Source organism: Roseateles sp., assembly GCF_036404855.1.
GTDB lineage: Bacteria > Pseudomonadota > Gammaproteobacteria > Burkholderiales > Burkholderiaceae_C > Pelomonas.
Map to the genome: position 1 here is coordinate 12,549 of NZ_DASWYS010000374.1, position 13,199 is coordinate 25,747.

Here is a 13,199-nt window from a genome sequence, read left to right on the forward strand (position 1 = left end):
GGGCGGCAGGCGCAACACCGCCTTGACCCACATCAGCCCGGCTCGGGATCGTCCTCGGACTCCTCCAGCGTCTGCAGCTCGACGAGACGGCGGTACAGCCCGCCGTCCAGGCCCATCAGCGCCTCGTGCGTGCCGCGCTCCTGCAGGTGGCCGTGATTGAGGACGAGGATCTGGTCGGCCGCGCGGATGGTGGACAGGCGGTGCGCGATGGCCACCACCGTCACGCGCCCGTGGAGCGCAGCCAGTGCCTCGCCGACGAGCCGCTCGGTTGCGCTGTCGATGTTGCTGGTAGCCTCGTCCAGGAACAGGATGCGCGGCGCGCCGGCCAGTGCCCGTGCCATCGCGAGCAGCTGCTTCTGGCCAGTGGAAACGCGAGCGCCGCCCTCACCCAGCCGGGTGTCATAGCCCTGTGGCAGTGCGGCGATGAAGTCGTGGGCGCGGGCAGCCCGGGCCGCATCCTCGACGTCCTCTTCCGAGATGCCAGGCCGGCCCATCGCGATGTTGTCGCGCACGCTGGCCGACATCAGAAAGGGCTCCTGCGGCACCAGGCCCACCGCATCGCGGAAGGCGGCGTCGGGGATGGCGGCCAGAGACTGGCCGTCCACCGTGATGCGGCCCAGCTGAGCCGTGTAGAAGCGCAAAAGCAGCGACAGCAGCGTGCTCTTGCCGCTCCCCGTGTGGCCCACGATGCCAACAAATGTGCCAGCCGGGATGTCCACGTCCACATGGTGCAGCACGGGCCGATCCGGGTCGTAGCCGAAGCTCAGGCCCTCGATGCGGATGCCGCCCTGAGCGATTCCATGGCCGTCCTGTGCCGGGCCGCGGCGCTCGTCCTCCTCCAGCAGCGTGCGCACTCGTGCCGCAGCCACCATGGCCTGCTGCAACTGGCCGAACTGCATGGTGATCTGGATCAGCGGCTCCACGACACGGGCGATGTAGGCCAGGAAGGCATACAGCAGGCCCACTTCCAGTCCCGACAGCTCACGTCGGCCGAAGCTGTAGATGACCGTCACGAGCAGCAGCACGTTCATCAGGTCCAGTGCCGGACGAAGCAGCCAGGCGTTCGCGCGCAGCTCGGCGATGCGTGACAGCCGGTGCTCGGCGTTGGTGGTCTCGAAGCGCTGACCGAAGCGGCTGGCCGCGCCGCTGGCCTGCAGCACCGCCATGCCGGCCATGCTCTCGGCCATCTGCGCGTTGATGTCGCTGCGCAGCTGGCGCGTGCGCGCGACGGCTGGCGCAGAAAGCTTTTGGTAGCCCAGGATGATGACGACCATGGCCGGCACCAGCGTCGCGACGATGAGCATCAGCCGCCAGTCGAGGAAGGCCATCGCGACCAGCGAGCCGGCGACGACGATGGTCGAGTCCAGCATCACATACAGCACCTGTCGGTAAAGCTGGTTGACCGACTCGGTGTCGTTGGTGACGCGGCTGACAAGCTGCCCGGTGATGGCCTTGTCGAAGAAGGCCATGGGTAACGCAAGCACATGCGCGTAGACGCGCTCGCGCAGCCGCAGCACCGAGCGGCGGGCGACACCGGCCATGCGCGACAGCTGCGCGTAGCGTACCCACGACGCGGCCCAGCCGGTCAGGAGCACCAGGGCCAACAGCGTGGCCATCTCGCCGAAATCGTAACTGCCCGGCAGCAGGTGGTGGTCGATGTAGCGCTTGCCGAGGATGGGCGCCAGCACCTCCAGGCCGGCGGCGATGACCAGCCACAGCCCCCCACGCAGCAGGTGCGGCTTCTCGGGCCGAGCGGCGTCGAGGAGCAGGCCCACGCTCTGCCAAGGCTTCTCGTGGTTCTTCGCAGTCTCAGGCGCTCTCAAGGCTGGCCTCGATCTGTTGATAGCGCCATTGCGAGGCGTACCAGCCGCCCAGCACCAGCAGCTGCTGGTGCGTGCCGCGCTCGATGATATGGCCCTGCTTCAACACCATGACCTCGTCCGCATCCATGACCGCCGACAGGCGATGCGCGATGACGATGACGCTGCGGTCGGGCCGCGCCGACCTCAGCTCACGCAGGTGGTCGAGGATGGCCGTCTCGGTGCCGGTGTCCACGGCCGACAGCGCATCGTCCAGCACCAGCAGCGGCGCATCGCTCAACAGGGCACGGGCGATGGCGACGCGCTGGCGCTGGCCGCCGGACAGCGTCACGCCGCGCTCGCCCACCTCGGTGGCATAGCCCCCGGGCAGCCGCGCGATGTCGTCGTGCACGGCCGCCAGCCGCGCCGCCGCTTCGATCTCATCTCGGCTGGCGGCGGGCCTGGCCAGCGCGATGTTGTCGGCCACTGACGCCGAGAACAAGAAGGGCTCCTGAGGCACCCAGGCAATGTGCCCGCGCAGCGTCGCCAACGGCAGCTCGGGCAGCGCGACGCCGCCCAGCGTGAGTCGGCCCGCATCGGGCTCGGCCTGGCGCAGCAGCAGGCGCACCAGCGTGGACTTGCCCGCACCTGTCGCGCCGACAATGCCTAGCGTACGGCCCGGTGCCAACGTGAAGTCCACCTGCTCGACGGCAGGCCGCTTGGCGCCGGGGAAACTGAACGTCAGCGACTCGGCCCGCAGCGAGGCCTGCGCCGGCAGCGCCGCCCTGCCCTCATCGGCCAGTGTCAGCGGCGCATCCAGCACCGGCGCCAGCCGGCCCCAGGCCGCGCGGCCGCGTTCCAGCAGCGCCAGCACCCAGCCGGCCGCGAACATCGGCCAGATCAGTTGGCCCAGGTACATCGTGAAGGCCGTCAGCTGTCCGATGCTGATCTCGCCGCGCGCCACCAGCCACCCACCCACGCCCAGTGCGATGGCCGTCGCGGCAGACAGCGTCATGCCGACGGCCGGCTCATAGGCCGCCTCCCAGCGCTGCGAGCGGAAGCTGGCCTCTGCCGCGCGGTCGGCAAGGCCGCCGAACTGCGCCTCGCTGCGCGCCACCAAGCCCAGCGAGCGCACGGTGCGCACGCCGGCCAGACTCTCCTGCACCTGCTGGTTCAGGTCGCCGAATCGGGTCAGCGAATCCTGTGCGGCCTGATGCAGATGCTTGGAGATCCACCAGAACGCCAGCCCCATCAGGGGGAAGGGCAGCAACGCCGCCAGGCCCAGGCGCCAGTCGATCGCGATGGTCATCATCGCAAGCACAAGGATTAGCGTCTGCGAGCCGTCGAAACCCGCCAGCATGGCCTCGCCGGCCGCCTGCTCCACCGTGTCGATGTCGTTGGTTGCCAGCGCCATCAGGTCGCCAGTGCGCTGCGACTGGAAGTAGGCCGGCCCCTGCAGCGCCAACTGCGCAAACAACCGCGTGCGCAGCCGCGCGCCGAGGCGAAACGATGCCTTGAACAATGTCAGCCGCCAACCCGCGCGCAGCAGATAGATGACGAGGCCGGCCACCACGAGCAGGCCCAGTTGCCGCGGCAAAGCATCGCCTTGCAGATCGCCAGCTACGAGGTCGTCGACCACATGGCCCACCTGGCGCGGGATCCAGACGGTCAGCATCGCGATGCAAGTCAGCATCGCGCCGGCGGCCGCATAGGCGCGCCAATGCTCGCGGATGAACCCCGCAAGCATGCGCGATAGGCTCAGCGCCTGGACAGCAGCCACAGCCCTCCCCAGGTCAGCGCGCCGTTGAGCAGCAGCAGCTCCAGTCCGATCTGGTAGCCGCGCCAGGGCTGCCCGAAATCCAGTACCGCGCACAACAGCGGCGCAGCAATGCACACCGCGACGAGCAGCCGCCCCGACAGCGCCCGCGGCGTGAACAGCGCGAACGCGAACAATCCCAACAGCGGCCCGTAGGTGTAGCCCGCGAGCTTGAGGATGAGGTAGATCATGCTGGCGTTGTCCAGGGCCTTGAAGCCCAGCACCAGTGCGAGGAACACCACTGCAAAGCCCAGGTGCACGCGCCGGCGAGTACGCGTGTCGTCCTTGCCGACTCGCAGCAGGTCCAGGCAGGTGCTGGCCGTCAGCGCGGTCAGCGCGCCGTCGGCGCTCGGCAGCAGGGCCGACACCAGCGCCAGCACGAACACCGCTTGCACCCATGCGGGCAGGTGCTGCATGACCACGGCCGGGAACAGCGTGTCGCCCGCCGCTGCCAGGCCATGTTCGCGCGCGAACAATGTCAGCAGCCCGCCCAGCAGCAGGAAGGCGCCGACGACCACCAGCATCAGCACCGCCAGCACCAGCAGGTTCTTCTGCGAATCTCGCAGCCGCTTCACGGACAGGCTCTTCTGCATCATCTCCTGGTCCAGCCCCGTCATTGCAATGGCGATGAACATGCCGGCCAGCAGCGCCTTGGCCGAGAAGTCACGGGAGAGCGGGTCGCCCACCCAGACGTGCGACAGGCCTGCGGCGTCGAGCTGCGCGAAGGCGTCCACGCGCCACAGCAGCACGACGCAGACGACGAGGCCGGTCAGCATGCCGGCGGTCTGCAGCGTGTCGGTCCACACGAGCGCCTTCACGCCGCCGTCCACCGTGTAGAGCAGGATCATCGCCAGCACGACGGCTGCGCCGACCGCAAAGGGCACGCCCAGCGGCGCGAGGATGAGCGTGTGCAGCACCTGAACCACGAGGTAGAGCCGGGCGGTGGCGCCCAGCGTGCGGCTCAGCACGAAGAAGGCCGAGCCCAGCCGCTGCGCCGCCGGTCCCAGGCGCTCGCCCAGGAAGCCATAGATCGATGCCAACCCGAGCCGGTGGAAAGCCGGCAAAAGCAGGAAGGCGATGACGACGTAGCCGACCACCTGACCCAGCGCGATCTGGAGATAGGTGAAGCCGCTGGTCGCGACCGAACCCGGCACGCTGATGAAGGTGACGCCTGACAGCGATGTCCCGATCATCCCGAAGGCGACGACGGGCCAGGGACTTTCCCGACCCCCCACGTAAAAACCCTCAGCCCCGGAACCGTGCGAAACGCACCGCGCCAATACGAGCAACAGCCCGAAATAGGTGAGAACCCCGATCAAAAGTAGTGCAGGTGACATGGGCCGCGACTATGCCGCAGACCACCCCCGCGAACGCGGTGGATCTATTCGTCATGAAGCATCAATACGATGCGCGCCGTCTTGGGCAATTTTTACTAACCCGTCATGCAACTCAAACCCCTGGTGTCCTTTCTCGCGGCAGCATTTGCTGCCCCTGCGGTGCTGGCATCGCCCAGCGGCATCGTCATCAGTCAGGTGTATGGCGGTGGCGGCAACACCGGTGCCGTCTACAAGCAAGACTTCATCGAGATCTTCAACGCCGGTGCGGCCCCGGTGTCCATCGGCGGGTGGTCGGTGCAGTACGCCGCCGCCGCCGGCACCTCCTGGCAGGTGACGGCGATTCCCGCGGGCGTGACGCTGCAGCCGGGCCAGTACTACCTGATTCGCGAAGCCGCCGGCACCGGCGGCACGACGGACGTGCCCGCCGACCTGACCACCGGCAGCATCGCGATGTCGGGCACCACGGGCAAGGTGGCCCTGGTCAAGAGCACGACGGCGCTGGCGGGCGCGAGCCCCGCCGCCGAGGACCTGCTCGCCTGGGGCCCGACGGCCACCGGCGCAGAAGGCGGCAGCCCCGCCCCCCTGCTGTCCAACACGACGGCCGCGCTGCGCAACGGCGGCGGCTGCGCGGACACCGACAACAACGCCAGCGACTTCGGCGCTGGCGCGGCGAACCCGCGCAACGCCAGCAGCCCGCTGAATGTCTGCGGTGGCGGCGGCGGCACGCCCATCAACCAGCCCATCGTCCCGAACTGCCCCGACCAGGCGGCCACGGCCGGCGCGGCCAGCAGCTTCAGCGTCAGCGCCAGCGACACTGACAGCCGCGTCAACCTCGCGACTGTCGTCGGCACGCTCCCCAGCGGCATCACGCTGGGCAGCTTCACGGCAGCCTCCGCCGAAGGCGCGGCTGCCACGCAGGCTTTCAATGTCAGCGCCAGCCTGTCCGGCGGCAGCTACACGGTCAACCTGAAGTGGGACAACGACGAGGCCCAGACCGCCTCGTGCAGCTTCAAGGTCAACGTCGCCGGTTACGTGACGATTCCGGCCATCCAGGGCTCCGGCGCCAAGAGCCCGATGGACGGCGCCACGGTCACCACGGGCGGCATCGTCACCAAGCTGATCAACAACGGCTTCTATCTGCAGGACCCGGACGGCGACGGTGACCCGACCACGTCCGACGGCATCTTCGTCTTCACCAGCACCGCACCCACGGTGGCTGTCGGCGACAAGATCACCCTGTCCGGCAAGGTCGCGGAGTATTCGGTCTCGACTGGCGCCGCCAGCCAGGCCAACCCGCTGACCGAGCTGACCACCATCAGCGGCCTCACCATCGTCAGCAGCGGCAACCAATTGCCCCAGCCGGTCGAAGTCAGCCTGGCCGCGCTGTCCAACCAGTCCGACATGGAACGCTACGAAGGCATGCTGGTGCGCATCACCGACACGCTGACCGTCAGCCAGACCAGCTTCGTCGGTACCTGGGGCCAACTGACACTGTCGGCCGGCGGTCGCACGCTGACACCGACCAATGTGGTGCGCCCCGGCGCGGCCGCACAGGCGCTGCAGGTGGCCAACCTGGCGCGCAGCGTGGTGCTGGACGACAGCCTGTCCACCAAGTTCCCCAACCCCACGCCCTACCTCTGGCAGGACGGCACCGTGCGCGCCGGCGACACCGCCGACGGCGTGACCGGTGTCGTGGACTTCGGACCGTCGACCGATTCCACGTCCGGTCCGCTGTCGTACAAGATCCATCCCACCGCGGCCCCGGTGTTTGCACGGCCCATCGCCCGCCCGATTGCACCGCCGTCCGTCGGCGGCAACGTGCGCGTCGCCAGCGCCAACGTGCTGAACTTCTTCACGACCTTCGTCGACGGCAACTCCGTGCCGGGCAGCGGCTCCACCTGCCAGGTGAGCTGCCGCGGCGCCAACAACCTGGTCGAGTTCAACCGCCAGCGCACCAAGATCGTGGCCGCGCTCTCCGGACTGAATGCCGACGTTGTCGGCCTGATGGAAATCCAGAACAACGGCAACTTCGCAGTGCAGAACCTCGTCGACGGTCTGAACGGGGCGATGGGTGCGGGCACCTACGCCGCCGTGCCGCTGCCGACCGTCATCTCCGCCGGCGGCGCGGGCACCGGCACCGACGCCATCCGTGTGGCGCTGATCTACAAGCCGGCCAAGCTGGCGCTGATCGGCGCCTCGATGGCCGATACCAACGCCATCAACAACCGCCCGACGTTCGCCCAGGGCTTCGTGCTGCCCAACGGCGAGAAGTTCGCTGTCGCGGTCAACCACCTGAAGTCCAAGGGCAGCTGCGGCAGTGGCGCCAATGGCGACACTGGCGACCTCCAGGGTTGCTGGAACCTGCAGCGCCAGCAGCAGGCCCAGCGCCTGGTGGACTGGCTGCCTACCGTCAAGGCCACGGCCGGCACCGACAACATCATCCTGCTGGGTGACTTCAACGCCTACGCCCAGGAAGACCCCATCCACCTGCTGAAGAACAACGGCATCGTGGACCTGGTGGGCATGTTCGACCCGGTCGAGTACAGCTACGTCTTCGATGCCGGAGCCGGCCGCCTGGACCACGGCCTGGGCACGGCCAGCGTCGCCACCAAGGTGACCGGCGCCACCAGCTGGCACATCAACGCCGACGAACCCGAGTGGATCGACTACAACACCGAGGACAAGGCCACGGGCAACGACTGGTACCAGCCCAACCTGTTCCGCGCCTCCGACCATGACCCGATGCTGATCGGCCTGAACCTCGTGAAGAGCCTGGTCGGCACCAGCGGTCGCGATGTCATCGTCGGCACCCCGGGTGACGACGTCATAGAAGGCGGCCCTGGCGCCGACACGCTGACCGGCAACGGCGGCCGCAACCAGTTCGTCTACGGCAGCATGCTGGACGCGGGCGACGTCATCACCGACTTCACCCCCGGCATGGACACGCTGGTGCTGACCAAGCTGCTTGCCTCGGTGGGCATCGTCAGCGCCAACCCGCTGGCCAGCGGTCACGTCACCTGCACGGCCTCGGCTGCAGGCGCCATCATCGGCATCGACGCCGACGGCTCGGCGGGCCCGATGGCCTCCAAGCCCCTGGCGCAGCTCAAGGGCGTCGCCTGCACCGCCGTCACCGCCGCCAGCTTCAAGTTCTGAACAGCTCCCCGAGGAAACACATCATGATGATCCGCAAATCACTGCTGGCCCTGGCGGCCCTGGCCATGGCGGGCGCAGCGCACGCCGCCACCTACAGCTTCACCGGCAGCTTCGATGCCGACCCGGCCACCAGCGTCCTGACCGGCACGTTCTCCTTCGATGATGTCGTGGCCGCCGCGGGCGGCTTCGACGGCAGCTTCGACCTGACGTCGCTGACCTTCAGCTTCCAGGGCCAGACCTACACGCTGGCCCAGGCGACGGACCCCTATGTGCAGTTCGACGGCGGCCAGTTGACCGGCCCCAATGCCCTGTTCACGACGCCGTCGGGCGGTGTGCTGGCGCTGCAGTCCTTCTGGGGCAGCAGCGGCTTCACCTACCACGCCAACGGCGCCGACCATCTCGGCACGCTGAACATCAGCGCCGTGCCCGAACCTGAAGGCTGGGCGCTGATGCTGGGCGGCCTGGGTGCCGTTGCCCTGATCGCGCGCCGTCGCAAGGCCTAAGCCCGCTCCGGCCTCGCCCGCAGCCCCGCGGAAGGCGGGGCTTTCAGTAGGTCCGGCCGCTCTTGAACTGCGCGTGCTGGCGGCGCTGCAGCGTCGTGCTGCGGCTCATCGCCTCGAAGCTGACCCGCGCATGGGCGTGCATGATGGCCAGGCCCAGCGCGTCGGCGGCGTCCTTGCCGGGCACTCCGGGCAGGCTCAGCAGCCGTTGCACCATGGCCTGCACCTGCTCCTTCTTGGCCTGACCGTGGCCGGCCACGGCCTTCTTCATCTGCACGGCGGTGTACTCGCTGACGGCCAGGTCGGCCGACACCAGCGCGGTCAGCGCCGCGCCGCGCGCCTGCCCCAGCAGCAGGGTGGACTGCGGGTTCACATTGACGAAGACGATCTCCACCGCCGCGCAGTGCGGCTGGTAGCGCGCGACGACCTCGCGGATACCGTCATAGATGATTTTCAGTCGGCCGGGCAAGTCGCCCAGTGCGACACCGTTGGTCTTGATCGTGCCGCTGGCGACGTAGCCCAGGCGCGGGCCTTCGGCGTCGATGACGCCGAAGCCGGTGGTCTGCAGACCGGGATCGATGCCGAGGATGCGCATCAGCGATAGCCCAGTGGCAGCTGGAAGTACCAGCGCGCCGAATGGAAGAACACCGGCGCCGCGAAGCAGAGTACGGCGATGCGGTCCAGCAGGCCGACGGCACCGGTAATGGAGCTGCGATTGCCCCAGTAGCGCGCACCGGCGTCCTTCTTCAATGCCTTCATGACGAGGCCACCGAAGCCGGCCGCGCCGGCCGTCACGAAGGCCATGGCCAGCGCCTGGCCGGCCTTGAAGGGCGTGATCCAGAACAGCAGGCCGCCGACGGCCGAACCGGTCAGCGTGCCTATCCACCAGGCCCGCATCGAGAAGCTGCGGCTGATGCGCCGCGCCACCGGCCGGCGGCGCAGCAGGCGACGCGCGATCTCCTGCGCAATCTGGGCAGCCGCCACGACCATGACGAGGAAGAACAGCAGGAAGGCACCGCGGCCCGTGTAGCCGGGGAAATCCAGCAGCAGCAAGGCCGGCGCATGCGACAGGCCGTAGACGCAGACCATCACGCCCCACTGGATCTTGGCGTTGCGCTCCAGGAAACGCTGCGGATCGTCGGCCAGCGCGCTGACGATGGGCAGCACGAGGAAGCCGTAGACCGGCAGGAACACGGTGAAGAGGTCGAAGAAGCGCGTGCCGCAGATCATGTATTGCACGGGCAGCAACACGAAGAAGGCGACGATGAGGGTGCGATGGTCGCTGCGCAGCGTGTGCACGAGGGTGATGAACTCGCGCAGCGCCAGGAACGAGAAAAGCGCGAACAGCAGCGTGGCGCCCAGCGGACCCGAAATCCAGGCGACCCAGAACATGCAGGCGCCGATCCAGGCGGCGCGCAGGTCCCGGCGCACCCGCGCCCAGGCAAGCTGTGATGCCAGCCGAGCATCCTCGTCCTGGCGCTCGCGCAACGAGTTCAGGAACAGGCCGATGCTCAGCAGCAGCAGCAAACCGAACAACACGATAAAGAGCAGCGCCACCTGCTCGCTGGACGTCAGTTGCTTGAGCCAGGCCACCATCAGTCGGACTCCACCACCCGGCCCACCGAGGCGGGGTCGGGCCGCTGCTCCATGACGGCCTCGCGGGCACGGCACAGGAAATCGGCCTTGCTCTCGCCCTCGCGCAGCTGCAGGGGGGCACCGAAAGTGACCGTGCACAGGATGGGGACGGGCACGACCTCGCCCTTGGGCATCACGCGCTGCACGTTGTCGATCCAGGTCGGGATCAGTGGCACGTGGGGAAACTGCTCAGCCAGGTGGTAGATGCCGGACTTGAAGGGCATGGGGTTGCCCTTGTTGGAACGCGTGCCCTCGGGAAAGATGACCAACGAGTCGCCATTGGCCAGTGCCTCGACCAGCGGCTCCAGCGGATCCTCGTCAGGCGTGGCGCGGCTGCGGCTCACGTAGATGGCGTTGAAAACCTCGGTGGTCAGCCAGCGCTTGAAGGCGCTCTTGGTCCAGTAGTCACGCGCAGCGATGGCGCGGGTTGAGGCCCTCAGCTCATGCGGAAAAGCGGCCCAGATCAGGACTAGGTCGAAGTGACTCTGGTGGTTGGCGATGTAGATGCGCTGCTCTGCTTTTGGCGGGCAGCCCTTCCAGTGGCCCTGGGCGCCCGTGATGAGCCGGGCGACGAAGGCGAGCAACTGGCCGGTGAAGGCGGCAAGCGTCATGGGCCGGGATTATCGCGGCCCAAAGACGGCGGCCTACCAATCCTCGAAGCCCAGCCCGGTGTCCCGGCCGCCCCAGCCGTCGCCGCAGCCGAACTCGACGTCGCGCCGCGCCAGCTCGTCGGCCGCGCTGCTGTCGGCATCGAAGCTTCCAGGAAGGAATCCCCCGCCAGTCTCATCACGGCTTTCGTTCAGCAGCTTGTCCGCCAGCAGGCCGGCCGCGACACCGCCGGCCGCTGCCAGACCCACGCCCCCCAGCCCAGGGCCGCTCGAAGCAGCCGCCGGCACGCCCGCGGCGTCGCCTGGCGCACGGCCATCGCCCGCCGCCGCCTGGCTGCCAGCCGACACGAGCGGTGCCGGTTCGGCCGCCCGGCGCTGCGCCCAGCCCGCCACCAGCCAAGCGAAGGCAGCGGCGCCCACCACCGCCAGCCACACGGGCACACCTGCCCACAGCGCCGCGATCAGCGCCACGCATGGGAGCAGGTATCGGGAAAACTTCATGGCAACACTCCTGGCACCTTCATTCGCGCCTTACACGCGGCGCACAAGTGACAGTTTGCAACCTGGAGCTGGCGGCAAGCCTTCCCCGGCATTCAGGACTAACGCCAACCCCGTGAAGACTTCGCAAGGCGGCGCAGGGGCGGGGCCGTTCCTGGCCCCCGGCGGGCTTGAGGTGCGCTCCGCAGGCAGCCCGGCAGGCTCAGGTCGCGCCGGCCATCTGCACCACCGTCTGGGACCGCCGGGCCGCATCCTGCATCATCTGCGCGGCCTTCTCGCCGATCATCATGGCCGGCGCATTGGTGTTGCCGCTGAGCAGCGTGGGCATGATGGACGCGTCCACCACGCGCAGGCCCTGCAGACCATGGACGCGCAGCTCGGCGTCGACAACCGCCATCGCATCAGCCCCCATCTTGCAAGTGCCCACCGGGTGGTAAATGGTGTCGGCCCGCTGCCGCAACAGGGCCTCGATGTCGGCGTCGGAACGCGTTTCGGTACTCCACATCTCCGTGTGCCAGTGCGCCCGCAGCGACGGCTGGTTCAGCAAGGCGCGGGTGAGCTTGAACCCTGCCACCATCTGCGGCATGTCGTCGGGATGCTGGAAGAACGCCGGGTCGATCAGCGGCGCGGTGCCCGCATCGCGGCTGGCGAGACGCACGTTGCCGCGGCTCTGCGGTCGCAACAGGCACACGTGGCAGGACATGCCATGGCCCCAGCGCAGCTTGCGGGCATGGTCTTCCACGGCGGCGACGACGAAATGCAGCTGGATGTCCGGCCGCGACTGCTCGGCGCGGGTGCACAGGAAGCCGCCGCCCTCGGCGAAGTTGCTGGTCAGCATGCCGCGCCGCTCACCGCGGTAGCGCCGGATTGCGCGCCAGAACGCGCCGCCCCCGCGCAGCGAAAGGCCGAAGGTGTCCAGGCTGCGGCTGCGCAGGCCGAAAACGAAGTCCGGGTGGTCCTGCAGGTTGGCACCGACGCCGGGCAGGTGGTGCAGCACGGGAATGCCGTGGGCCTGCAATTGCGCCGCGTCGCCCACGCCGGACAGCATCAGCAACTGCGGCGACTGGATGGCACCCGCCGCCAGCACGACCTCGCGCCGGGCCTGCAGGCGGCGCAACACGCCGCCCACCCGTGCCTCCACGCCCACGGCGCGGCGACCCTCGAACAGGATGCGCTGCACCTGCGCCTGCACCGTCACGCGCAGGTTGGTCCGGTTCCGGTGGGGCCACAGATAGGCGCGCGCGGCGCTGCAGCGCTCGCCCCGGTCCTGAGTGACCTGGTAGATGCCAATGCCCTCCTGCGTCTCGCCGTTGAAGTCGGCATTGATCGCATGACCTGCCTCGCGGCCAGCCGCGAGCCAGGCCGCGTGCAGCGGGTTGTCGGTGCGCAGCTGGCTGACCTTGAGCGGGCCGGCAGTGCCGTGCAGCGGCGCACCGAAGCTGTCGTTGCCCTCGCTCTTGACGAAGAACGGCAGCACGTCGTCCCAGGCCCAGCCCGGGTTGCCGAGAGCCGCCCAGTGGTCGTAATCCTCGCGCTGGCCGCGGATGTAGACCATCGCATTGATGCCCGACGAGCCCCCCAGCATCTTGCCGCGCGGCACATAGCCGCGGCGACCGCCCAGACCCGGCTGGGGCACGGTCTCGAAAGCGTAGTTGTGCAGCTTGCTGGGCACCATCAGCACGGCGCCCGTGGGCACGGTCCCCAGCCAGTTGCTGACGTCGGCACCGGCCTCCAGCACCAGCACGCGCGTGTCTGGATCTTCGCTCAGGCGGCCGGCGAGCGCGGAGCCGGACGAGCCGCCGCCGATGACGATGACGTCATGGGTTTCGTCGAAATGCTGGATGTCTGGCATG

At 68.7% G+C, this 13,199-nt stretch carries 10 protein-coding genes; 2 read left to right on the forward strand and 8 right to left on the reverse strand.

Annotation, left to right across the window (positions count from 1 at the left end; genetic code table 11):
* Positions 1 to 32: 32 nt before the first annotated feature.
* From VGF12_RS25045 to VGF12_RS25055, 3 genes are read right to left on the reverse strand one after another with little or no spacing between them, the layout of a single operon-like run.
* Positions 33 to 1,823, reverse strand: a complete 1,791-nt coding sequence (locus VGF12_RS25045) for an ABC transporter ATP-binding protein (RefSeq protein ID WP_331178768.1) — start codon at positions 1,821 to 1,823, stop codon at positions 33 to 35.
* The gene (locus VGF12_RS25050) at positions 1,810 to 3,579 is read right to left on the reverse strand and encodes an ABC transporter ATP-binding protein (protein WP_331178769.1); all 1,770 of its coding nucleotides are present in this window, start codon (positions 3,577 to 3,579) and stop codon (positions 1,810 to 1,812) included. The genes VGF12_RS25045 and VGF12_RS25050 overlap by 14 nt, the downstream gene beginning before the upstream one ends.
* Positions 3,558 to 4,952 (reverse strand): sodium:solute symporter, encoded by a 1,395-nt coding sequence (locus VGF12_RS25055; protein ID WP_331178770.1) that lies wholly within the window; start codon positions 4,950 to 4,952, stop codon positions 3,558 to 3,560. The genes VGF12_RS25050 and VGF12_RS25055 overlap by 22 nt, the downstream gene beginning before the upstream one ends.
* 105 nt (positions 4,953 to 5,057) lie before the next feature.
* Between VGF12_RS25055 and VGF12_RS25060 the strand changes: the two genes are divergently transcribed.
* Positions 5,058 to 8,105: an ExeM/NucH family extracellular endonuclease gene (locus tag VGF12_RS25060; protein WP_331178771.1), complete on the forward strand. Its 3,048-nt coding sequence runs from the start codon at positions 5,058 to 5,060 to the stop codon at positions 8,103 to 8,105.
* A 23-nt stretch (positions 8,106 to 8,128) separates the two neighbouring features.
* Positions 8,129 to 8,608 carry a PEP-CTERM sorting domain-containing protein gene (locus VGF12_RS25065; RefSeq protein WP_331178772.1) on the forward strand — a complete coding sequence of 160 codons (480 nt, stop codon included), beginning with the start codon at positions 8,129 to 8,131 and terminating at the stop codon, positions 8,606 to 8,608.
* A 43-nt stretch (positions 8,609 to 8,651) separates the two neighbouring features.
* Here the strand turns inward: VGF12_RS25065 and ruvC are convergent, their stop codons facing one another.
* From ruvC to VGF12_RS25090, 5 genes are all read right to left on the reverse strand, one after another.
* Positions 8,652 to 9,200 carry a crossover junction endodeoxyribonuclease RuvC gene (gene ruvC / locus VGF12_RS25070; protein ID WP_331178773.1) on the reverse strand — a complete coding sequence of 183 codons (549 nt, stop codon included), beginning with the start codon at positions 9,198 to 9,200 and terminating at the stop codon, positions 8,652 to 8,654.
* The gene (locus VGF12_RS25075) at positions 9,200 to 10,201 is read right to left on the reverse strand and encodes a phosphatidate cytidylyltransferase (protein ID WP_331178774.1); all 1,002 of its coding nucleotides are present in this window, start codon (positions 10,199 to 10,201) and stop codon (positions 9,200 to 9,202) included. Before VGF12_RS25075 ends, ruvC begins: the two co-directional genes overlap by 1 nt.
* On the reverse strand, positions 10,201 to 10,851 hold the full coding sequence (locus VGF12_RS25080) for a lysophospholipid acyltransferase family protein (protein ID WP_331178775.1): 651 nt from the start codon (positions 10,849 to 10,851) through the stop codon (positions 10,201 to 10,203). The genes VGF12_RS25075 and VGF12_RS25080 overlap by 1 nt, the downstream gene beginning before the upstream one ends.
* A gap of 33 nt (positions 10,852 to 10,884) precedes the next feature.
* On the reverse strand, positions 10,885 to 11,349 hold the full coding sequence (locus VGF12_RS25085) for a hypothetical protein (RefSeq protein WP_331178776.1): 465 nt from the start codon (positions 11,347 to 11,349) through the stop codon (positions 10,885 to 10,887).
* Between the two features lie 199 nt (positions 11,350 to 11,548).
* Positions 11,549 to 13,198 (reverse strand): GMC family oxidoreductase, encoded by a 1,650-nt coding sequence (locus VGF12_RS25090; protein ID WP_331178777.1) that lies wholly within the window; start codon positions 13,196 to 13,198, stop codon positions 11,549 to 11,551.
* Between the last annotated feature and the right edge of the window lies 1 nt (position 13,199).

What these genes read in the sequence shown, in the direction of transcription:
- VGF12_RS25055 (WP_331178770.1), bottom strand. Translation starts at nt 4,952, where the DNA reads ATGTCACCTGCACTACTTTTGATCGGGGTTCTCACCTATTTCGGGCTG.
- VGF12_RS25060 (WP_331178771.1), top strand. Translation starts at nt 5,058, where the DNA reads ATGCAACTCAAACCCCTGGTGTCCTTTCTCGCGGCAGCATTTGCTGCC.
- VGF12_RS25065 (WP_331178772.1), top strand. Translation starts at nt 8,129, where the DNA reads ATGATGATCCGCAAATCACTGCTGGCCCTGGCGGCCCTGGCCATGGCG.
- ruvC (WP_331178773.1), bottom strand. Translation starts at nt 9,200, where the DNA reads ATGCGCATCCTCGGCATCGATCCCGGTCTGCAGACCACCGGCTTCGGC.
- VGF12_RS25075 (WP_331178774.1), bottom strand. Translation starts at nt 10,201, where the DNA reads ATGGTGGCCTGGCTCAAGCAACTGACGTCCAGCGAGCAGGTGGCGCTG.
- VGF12_RS25080 (WP_331178775.1), bottom strand. Translation starts at nt 10,851, where the DNA reads ATGACGCTTGCCGCCTTCACCGGCCAGTTGCTCGCCTTCGTCGCCCGG.
- VGF12_RS25085 (WP_331178776.1), bottom strand. Translation starts at nt 11,349, where the DNA reads ATGAAGTTTTCCCGATACCTGCTCCCATGCGTGGCGCTGATCGCGGCG.
- VGF12_RS25090 (WP_331178777.1), bottom strand. Translation starts at nt 13,198, where the DNA reads ATGCCAGACATCCAGCATTTCGACGAAACCCATGACGTCATCGTCATC.